Origin of the sequence: Collinsella sp. D33t1_170424_A12 (genome assembly GCF_015554865.1) — a bacterium.
In the GTDB taxonomy this organism is placed as follows: domain Bacteria; phylum Actinomycetota; class Coriobacteriia; order Coriobacteriales; family Coriobacteriaceae; genus Collinsella.
In genome coordinates this window covers 1-8,517 of sequence record NZ_JADNJJ010000152.1, presented here as the reverse complement: position 1 = coordinate 8,517, position 8,517 = coordinate 1, and the positions used below count along the sequence as shown (strand labels likewise).

The 8,517-nt window shown below is 63.5% G+C and carries 7 protein-coding genes; all 7 read left to right on the top strand.

Annotated features, from left to right (window positions below; genetic code table 11):
- Positions 1-171: 171 nt before the first annotated feature.
- The gene (gene acpS, locus I2E26_RS06575; RefSeq protein ID WP_195420097.1) at positions 172-681 is read left to right on the top strand and encodes a holo-ACP synthase; all 510 of its coding nucleotides are present in this window, start codon (positions 172-174) and stop codon (positions 679-681) included.
- A 22-nt stretch (positions 682-703) separates the two neighbouring features.
- Entirely contained in the window at positions 704-2,317 is a 1,614-nt protein-coding gene (locus tag I2E26_RS06570; RefSeq protein ID WP_195420096.1) for an NAD(P)H-hydrate dehydratase, read from the top strand.
- A 2-nt stretch (positions 2,318-2,319) separates the two neighbouring features.
- On the top strand, positions 2,320-3,471 hold the full coding sequence (gene alr, locus I2E26_RS06565) for an alanine racemase (RefSeq protein WP_195420095.1): 1,152 nt from the start codon (positions 2,320-2,322) through the stop codon (positions 3,469-3,471).
- A 7-nt stretch (positions 3,472-3,478) separates the two neighbouring features.
- Positions 3,479-4,135, top strand: coding sequence for a uracil-DNA glycosylase (locus tag I2E26_RS06560; RefSeq protein WP_195420094.1), 657 nt, complete (start codon positions 3,479-3,481; stop codon positions 4,133-4,135).
- A gap of 2 nt (positions 4,136-4,137) precedes the next feature.
- Entirely contained in the window at positions 4,138-4,638 is a 501-nt protein-coding gene (tsaE, locus tag I2E26_RS06555; protein WP_147588413.1) for a tRNA (adenosine(37)-N6)-threonylcarbamoyltransferase complex ATPase subunit type 1 TsaE, read from the top strand.
- A gap of 89 nt (positions 4,639-4,727) precedes the next feature.
- Entirely contained in the window at positions 4,728-7,127 is a 2,400-nt protein-coding gene (tsaD, locus tag I2E26_RS06550; RefSeq protein ID WP_195420093.1) for a tRNA (adenosine(37)-N6)-threonylcarbamoyltransferase complex transferase subunit TsaD, read from the top strand.
- Between the two features lie 423 nt (positions 7,128-7,550).
- Positions 7,551-8,517, top strand: a 967-nt coding sequence (locus tag I2E26_RS06545; RefSeq protein WP_304515631.1) for a carbon starvation protein A, incomplete at its 3' end; no start/stop codon positions are given.

Here is an 8,517-nt window from a genome sequence, read left to right as displayed (position 1 = left end):
GCGGGGGAAGCCCGTGGGAGAGCAGGGCGCCGCTGACCGGTGGACGGCACTTCGGTGCATGGAAGGGGTCCTCCCGCTAGGGAGGGCCCCTTCCTTCGTTTCTTATGACTTTTCAGCGCTCGTCCTCCTACGGGATACAATAGACATCCTGATAGTGTTTTGGAGGTACCTATGGGCGCTACGAGCATTGGGGTCGATATCGTCGATATATCCCGCATGGAGCGGGTCCTTGAGCGCACGCCGTCTTTCGCAGAGCGCGTGTTCACGGAGGAGGAGCGTGCGTATTGCGACGCCTCCACGTGTCCCGCGGCTCATTACGCTTGTCGGTTTGCAGCCCGTGAGGCGGTTCTCAAGGCGCTCGGCACGGGATTCTCCCAGGGCGTGGGACGCAAGGATGTGTCCGTGTGCAGGGATGAGTCGGGGAAACCCCAGGCCGTGCTTTCGGGTCGTGCGCTTGAAATCGCCACGTCTATGGGTATTCTTGAAATCGCTCTTTCGCTCTCCTTTACGTCGGATGTCGCTGTTGCCAACGCTATGACAATCACGGCCGATGCCCGTCCTAAGCAAAAAGAGGACAAGGAAAGCGAGAAGCAGCGGATCGCCCGCTCGTTTCGTGAGGCGCGTTCCGTATTGGACGAACTTGAACGCGTCCAGCTTGATGAATTGAACCTGGAAGCGTAGAAGTAGACAAAAGGGGATTGCGATGCGTCCTGTTCTGGGCACCGATGAAATTGCACGTCTTGAGGATATTATTGAAAAAGAGGGCACGTCTCGAGCAGAACTGCTCGAGCTAGCCGGTGAATTCGTGGCGGGCATCGTGTGGGATATGCATCCCAGCCGCGTGCTCGTGGTGAACGGATTTGGCAACAACGGCGGTGACGGCTGGGTTGCTGCCGATATCCTGCAGCAGAAGGGCGTTCAGGTGGATGTCGTCTCACCTGTCGAGCCCGATGAGATACCCAGTGCGCTTGCACGTCATGTTGCTCGTCGCACTGCTGGGCGCGATGTTACCGTGCACGTCGGTCCGTCGCGCGATGAGCTTATCGAGCTCGCGCGCGAAGCCGATGTCGTCATCGACGGCATTCTGGGTACGGGTTTCCACGGCTCCCTGCGCGCTCCGTTTTCTATTTGGATTCCCGCGCTGAACGAATCGGGTTCTCGAATTGTCTCCATCGATGTGCCGTCGGGCCTGGATTCCCAGACGGGCCATGTTGTCGAGGCATGTGTTCGCGCTGATGTGACGGCGACGATGCTTGCGCCCAAGATTGGCCTGTATAGCGGAGATGGTCCCGAGTACGGCGGCGAGCTTATCTGCGGCGAATTGTACGACGATATCGATGAAGTGATCGGCGACGTGGACCATGCTGCCGAGATAGTCGAGGCTGTTGACCTGATCGACTATTTTACCGAGCTGCCCTCTAACGTGAACAAGTACTCGCGTGGTTCCGTCTTGGTGGTTGCCGGCTCCGCTATGTATCCCGGCGCTGCGATGATGGCTGCGAAGGCCGCCGCTCGCGCCGGCGCCGGTTACGTGACCGTCGCCGCACCCGACGCGTGCGCGAATCTTATTCGCATGGCGCTTCCGTCGGTGCCCGTGATCGGTATTCCGTCAGACTCGCGTGGCTGTTTTGGCGCGGCGGCGCGTTCCGTTATCTGCGAGATCGCCGAGAAGTACGATTGCGTGCTATGCGGTCCCGGAATGACCACCGCTTCGGGCTGCATGAAGGTCGTTACCGGACTGCTCGAGCAGGACGTTCCCTTGATCTTGGATGCCGATGCATTGAACTGCCTGTCGCGTGCGAGCATCGATGGCGTCGACACCAATCCCGACTTGTATCGTCGCGAGTCGGCGTTGATCTTGACCCCTCATTATCGAGAGCTGTCGCGTCTGGTCGATTGCGACGATATCGCCGACATGGGCGCTGCCATCGATGCCGCCCAGCGCATCGTGTGGGCCGCGGGGTCTGATAACCTCGTGGTCGTGGCGAAGGGGCCTTCCACCGCGATTGTCGGCGTCGAGTCTGTTTACGTACCCATGTCGGGTCCCGCTTCGCTCGCTACCGCTGGATCTGGCGACGTGCTCGCCGGCATCCTGGCGGGAACCGTTGCGGCCTCGCATGGCGATGTGGACGACTGGGGGCTGCTTACCTCGTATGCGGTCGCGATCCATTCGTATACGGGATATGCCGCCGCGGAGGCCATGGGCTCGCGTAGCGTGATAGCTACGGATCTGGTCGACCTGGTTGGCAGCGCGATGCAACTGGTCGAAGACGAGGCGTATCGCGAGGTGCGCCAGGCAGCGGAAAAGGGTGAGTGAAGATGGCGTTGAGCAAGGAGCCTGCGACACGTTGGGCGTGGGTCGAGATCGACCAGGGTGCGTTGAGGCGCAATGTTCGGGCGTTTAAGAACCTGCTTGCGCCTGGTCAGCGCCTGTGTTGCGTGGTGAAGGCCGACGCCTACGGCCATGGCGCCCCTCAGTGCGCCAAGATCATGCAAGCCGCCGGCGCCGACATGTTTGCCGTTGCCACGCTCGATGAAGGCATACAGCTGCGTCAGGGCGGCGTGAAGATCCCCATCCTCATGTTGAGCGAGCCGCCTGCCAGCTCGGTGGACCTGCTGCTGCAATACGACATCATGCCTTCGTTGTATACCGCCGAGTTCGCGTTGGCCTATGGCGAACGCGCAGTCGAGCTCGGCGTGGTTGGCCGCTACCATATGGCCATCGAGACCGGTATGAACCGCATCGGCGTCCACTATGCCGACGTGCTTGAGTTCCGTCGCAGCATCGATTTCCACCGCGGTATCGAGTGCGACGGCGTATTCACGCATTTTGCCACCGCGGATGATCCCGATAGCTGGGAGTACAGCCTGCAGCGGAGGCGTTTCAGGGAAGCCGTCCAGGCGATGAAGGACGCCGATTGCGAATGCGGTATCGTGCATTGCGATAACACCCCGGCGTCGATCTTGGACCCCGCTACGCATTTCGATATGATTCGCGCGGGCATCGGGCTGTACGGCTTGCAGCCCTGCGAGCGCACCGCACCGATATTCCCGCTCGATCCCGTGATGAGCGTGCGCGCACGCATCACGCGTGTGACGCACCCGGCCATGGGCGAGGGCGTCGGCTATGGCTTCACCTTCCGCGTGCCCCGTGCAAACGTGCAGATCTGCACGTTGCCCATCGGATATGCCGACGGTCTTGCGCGCGTGCTCTCCAACCGCATGGAGGTGCTTTATAAGGGTCGTCGCTTGCGCCAGGTGGGCAACATCTGCATGGACCAATGCATGGTCGCCATTCAGCAGATGACCGCGCAGCCGGTCGAGGACGCCGAGATCGGTGAGCTGGTTACCATCGTCGGTCGCGACGGCGATGCGGTTATCACGATGGACGAGATGGCCGCGTTGCGCGGGACCATCAACTACGAGGTCGCGTGCGGCTTCGGTATGCGTTTGGAAAAGGTATACCTTTAGGAGTTCTATGGGCGTAATGCACATTCCCGGCCACGAGCACCAGGGGCCGCGCGAGGTCTCGCTCGACGAGATCCGTTCGGTTATGGGGGATTGCCGACGGTGCCCGCTGTTCGAGACGCGCGGGAACATCGTGTTCGGTACGGGCAATCCCCGGGCGCGCGTGCTGGTCGTGGGTGAAGCGCCGGGCAAGAACGAGGATGAGCAGGGCGAGCCGTTCGTAGGGCGCGCAGGCGCGAACCTTAACGGCGTGCTGGCGCTCGCGGGTCTCGAGCGCTCGGATATCTACATAGCCAACGTGCTGAAATGCCGTCCGCCGGCGAATCGTAATCCCAAGGCCGACGAGGTGCTGGCCTGTTCGCCGTTTCTGCGCGAGCAGATTCGAAGCATCTGGCCGGATATCATCGTGACCCTGGGCAATCCAGCGACGCATTTCATCTTGAAGACGGAGATCGGCATCACGAAGCTGCGCGGCCGTTTTCATCAGATGGGCCATTTCCTGGTGATGCCCACGTTGCATCCGGCGGCGGCGCTGCGTAATCCGGCATGGCAGAGGCTGCTGGAAGAGGATTTTAAGATGCTCGGCGAATATCTGGCCGAACATCCGTCGCGCGCAACCGGCAAGGCCACGGGGCATTCGGACGCCCTGCCGCGTTTGGAGGACTAGTCATGGCGTTGAAGCGTAAGGCGGCGGGCCGGTATGAGAGCGCGGCCGTCGAGGACACAGTGCGTTTCGGCGAGCTGTGCGCGGGCGCGTTGCAGGACGGCGACGTGCTCATCTTGACCGGCGGCCTGGGGGTGGGCAAGACCCACTTCACCAAGGGCGTGTCGCACGGCCTGGGTGACGAGCATCCGGTGACGAGCCCCACATTCGCCCTCATGTCGGTGCACGACGGGGGCAGGATCCCGCTCTTCCATTTCGACCTGTATCGCCTCGAGCACGCATTCGAGCTGGAGGATACGGGCATCTTCGACGTGTTGGGCTACGAAGGGGCATGCCTGTTGGAATGGGGAGAGCAGTTCCAAGACGAACTGTGCGACGAATTCTTAACGGTGAAGATCGAGCGCCGGGGCGATAACGGCCGCGAAATCGCGCTCGAGCCGCAGGGTCCGCGCGCTGCGGAGCTCGCGGCGGCGATCGATGCGGCGGTGCTGGCGGCGTGCGCATAGCGTGCCGCGAGGTGCGGTGAGCGCGCGGGTGCGTGCAGGTACTGATAATCGATGCGGTGAATGCCGCGTATGGGATACGGATGTTCGACATGCTTGTTGTTGCCCTTGATACCTCGACCGATATGCTCGCGTGCGCGGTCGCCGCGTGGACGCCGGGTCGCGATGGCGCCCGCGCCGACGTGGAGCTGCTGGCGTCGCGCGACCACCTGTGCCGCCGGCGAGCGAACGTCGAGCTGGTGGGCACGGTGCAGACCGCGCTCGAGGACGCGGGCAAACATGTTTCGGATGTGGACGCGTTCCTGGTAGGCCGCGGTCCCGGTTCGTTTACCGGCGTGCGCATCGGTATCTCGACGGCCAAGGGCCTGGCGCGCGGCGCCAATGTTGCGCTGCAGGGCGCCTCGACGCTGGACGCATGCGCCTGGACGGCGTGGCGCGCCGGCGTGCGCGGCTTGGTGGGCGTTGCAGGCGATGCGATGCGCGGCGAGATATATCCGGCGCTCTATGCGGTCGAGGACGAGGGTCCGCGCCGCCTGTTCGAACGCGAGCGCGTGGTGAAGGCCGCTGCGGCGGTTGAGGAGTGGGCGGACCGAGCCGACCGCGGCGAATTACAGCTTACTGGTGACGGACTGGTGCGTTATGGCAGGCTGTTCGAGGAGGCGGGTCTGATGGCGCGCGCCCTGTCGCGCGAGCTGTGGTGGCCGTCGGGCGAGGGCTTGCTGCTGGCTGCGGCGGGCACCGGCATCGGCGGGGGCGTGGAGGCAGGCGACCCCGCGCTGGTATTACCCATTTACACGCGCCTGTCGGACGCCGAGGAAAACGAGCGCAAGCGTCTGGGCCTGGCGCAGAGCGCCGCGAGCGAGGTGACGGGCGTGGCCGACGAGCTCGCCGGGCGTCATCTGCAACTGCGTCCCATGGGTTCGGCTGATGTGGAAGCGGCGGCGGCATTGGATGATGCGTGCTTTGCCGATGCGAACCATGCGCCGTGGTCGGCCCAGCTGTTCTTGTCCGAGCTTTCCGACGATGTGGCAGCGCCTCGATCATGGTGGGTGGCGCATGACAACGGCCAGATCGTGGGCCTGGCGGGCGGCATGGTCGTGGACACCGATGTGCAGATCCTCGACGTGGCGGTGGCTCCCGAGCGCCGTCGCGAGGGTATCGCGCGCAAGCTGCTGTCCCATGTGAGCTATGACGCGCAGATGCTTGGCTGCACGAGCGCCTCGCTTGAGGTGGAGGCCGGCAACGAGGGCGCTATCGCGCTCTACGAGGCGCTGGGCTTCGAACGCTGCGGCCTGCGCCGCGGCTATTACGGTCCCGGTGCCGATGCTTGCGTGATGGTTGCGCAGCTGCCGCTTGTGTTGCCGGTCGATGCCGCATCGCCCGAGCCCACGGCCGCCGCTGCGCGCACCTGGCCGCTGTCCGCGCCCGCGCGCACGCCCGAGGAGCGCGAGCGCATAGCCGCGCGCGAGCTGGTGTTGGCTATCGAGAGCTCGTGCGACGAGACGGCGGTGGCCGTCATCGACGCCGACGGCGCGCTTTTGGCCAACCAGGTTTCCACGCAGATCGATTTTCACGCCCGTTTCGGCGGCGTGGTGCCCGAGATCGCCTCGCGCAAGCACGTCGAGGTCATGGTGGGCGTCGTGGATGCTGCACTCGAGGAAGCCGCGGCCTCGTTGGGGCTCGCCGACCCGATTGCGCCGTCCGAGCTCGCCTGCGTGGGCGTCACGCAGGGACCCGGGTTGGTGGGCGCGCTCGTAGTGGGCGTCGCCTTTGCCAAGGGCTTCGCATTCGCCGCGCAAAAGCCGCTGGTGGCCGTAAACCATCTGGAGGGACACCTGTTCGCCAACAAGCTCACCACGCCCGATCTGGAGCCGCCCTTCATCTTCACGCTGGTGTCCGGCGGTCACACGATGCTCGTGCACGTGCGCGCCTGGGGCGATTACGAGGTACTGGGCGAAACGCTCGACGACGCGGTGGGCGAGGCGTTCGACAAGGTTGCCAAGGCGCTGGGGCTAGGGTATCCCGGCGGCCCCATCATCTCGCGCCTGGCCGAGACCGGCGATCCCAAGGCCATCGACTTCCCACGCGCCCTCAACAGCCGCGGCGACTACCGTTTTTCGCTTTCCGGGCTTAAGACCGCGGTGACGCTGTACATCGAGAACGAGGCGAAGGCGGGCCGCGCGCTGCATCTGCCCGATTTGGCCGCCTCCTTCGAAGCGGCCGTCTTCGACGTGCAGTACAAGAAGGCGAAGAACGCGCTGCGCGAGACCGGTGCCAAGGAGTACTGTATCGGCGGCGGCGTGGCTGCCAATCCGCATCTGCGCCGCATGATGATCGAGAAGCTCTCGCGCCAGGGGATCCGCGTGACGGTACCGCCTACCAATGCGTGCACCGACAACGCCGCGATGATCGCCGTGGTGGCCCGCGAGCGCTATCTGCGTGACGAGTTCGCGGAGCTCGACATCGACGCCGACCCGAATATGACGTTGTAGCGTTCGGTCGAACCGCCTGTTTGCGCGCCCTGCGCGCGCCCGAAGCGTTCGTGCATCGGGTGCTCGCGGGGCGTTGCCGTGGTGCGGGTAGGCGCGCGACGCCCGGTATTCAAGAGCGGCCGAGGCATCGAAACAAAGAGGAAATCTTAAAGACCCAGCATTGACTCTATTCCAATAAAGCGCAATACTTCCGTTCGTCAACGTTTTCAGATGGGGCGCGAGCTTCCATCGCGATTGCAGAGGGTTTTGAGCCATGAATCAGCGCCAGCTATCCATTATTTGCATTATGAGCTAGCACGGGTTGCGCTGATCACGCCGCTCGTGCTTTTCGCACGGGCGGCTGATACCGAGACGAGGGCCGTCGAGAAGGATCGACGGCCCTCGTTTTTTATGGCTTGCAAGCTTTCGGGGGAGAGGAGAGATATGAACGGCGTTGTATTGATGGTGGTTGCCGCGGTGGTGTTGGCGGCGGGCTACCTTGGTTATGGCAGGTGGCTCGCCAATACGTGGGGCGTGGACCGCGACGCGCTCACACCTGCGCGCCGCATGGAGGATGGGAAGAACTTCTCGCCCGCGTCGGCGTTTACGGCGTTCTCCCATCAGTTCAGCTCGATCTGCGGTGCGGGTCCCGTGACGGGAACTATCGTGGCTATGGCCTTCGGTTGGCTGCCGGTGGTGCTGTGGGTGCTGGTGGGCGGCATCTTCTTCGGTGCGGTGCATGACTTCGGCGCGCTGTACGCTTCGATGAAAAACAACGGCAAGTCGCTTGCCCAGCTCATCGAGAAGTACATCGGCAAGACGGGTCGCCGCCTGTTTCTGCTGTTCTGCTGGCTGTTCTGCCTCATCGTGATCGCTGCGTTCACCTCGATGGTCGCGGGCACTTTCAAGTTCACGCCCGATGCCGCCGGCGCCGTCGATTTCACGAAATCCTATGCGGCGGGTTGCGCGGGCACGATCTCGATCCTGTTCACCTTCGTTGCCATGGGCTTCGGCTGGGCGCAGCGCCGCTTCAACCTCGCCGGTGCACGCGAGTTCGTCACGGGCATGGTGCTCATGGTCCTCATGTTTGCCGTTGGTATGCGCTTCCCTATCTATTTGGACCTGAACGGCTGGATCGCCGTCGTCATGGTCTATCTGGTATGCGCCGGCGCGATGCCCATCCAGGTGCTCAAGCAGCCGCGCGACTACCTCACCTCCATCATGATGATCGTCATGATCGCCTGCGCGGTGCTGGGTATCGTGGTGCTGGGCATCGGCGGTCGGGCGACCATCACGGCTCCGGCGTTCACGGGCTTCACGGCTGCTTCGGGCACGATGTTCCCCGTCCTGTTCGTGTCCGTTGCCTGCGGCGCGCTGTCCGGATTCCACAGCCTGGTATCCTCGGGCACCT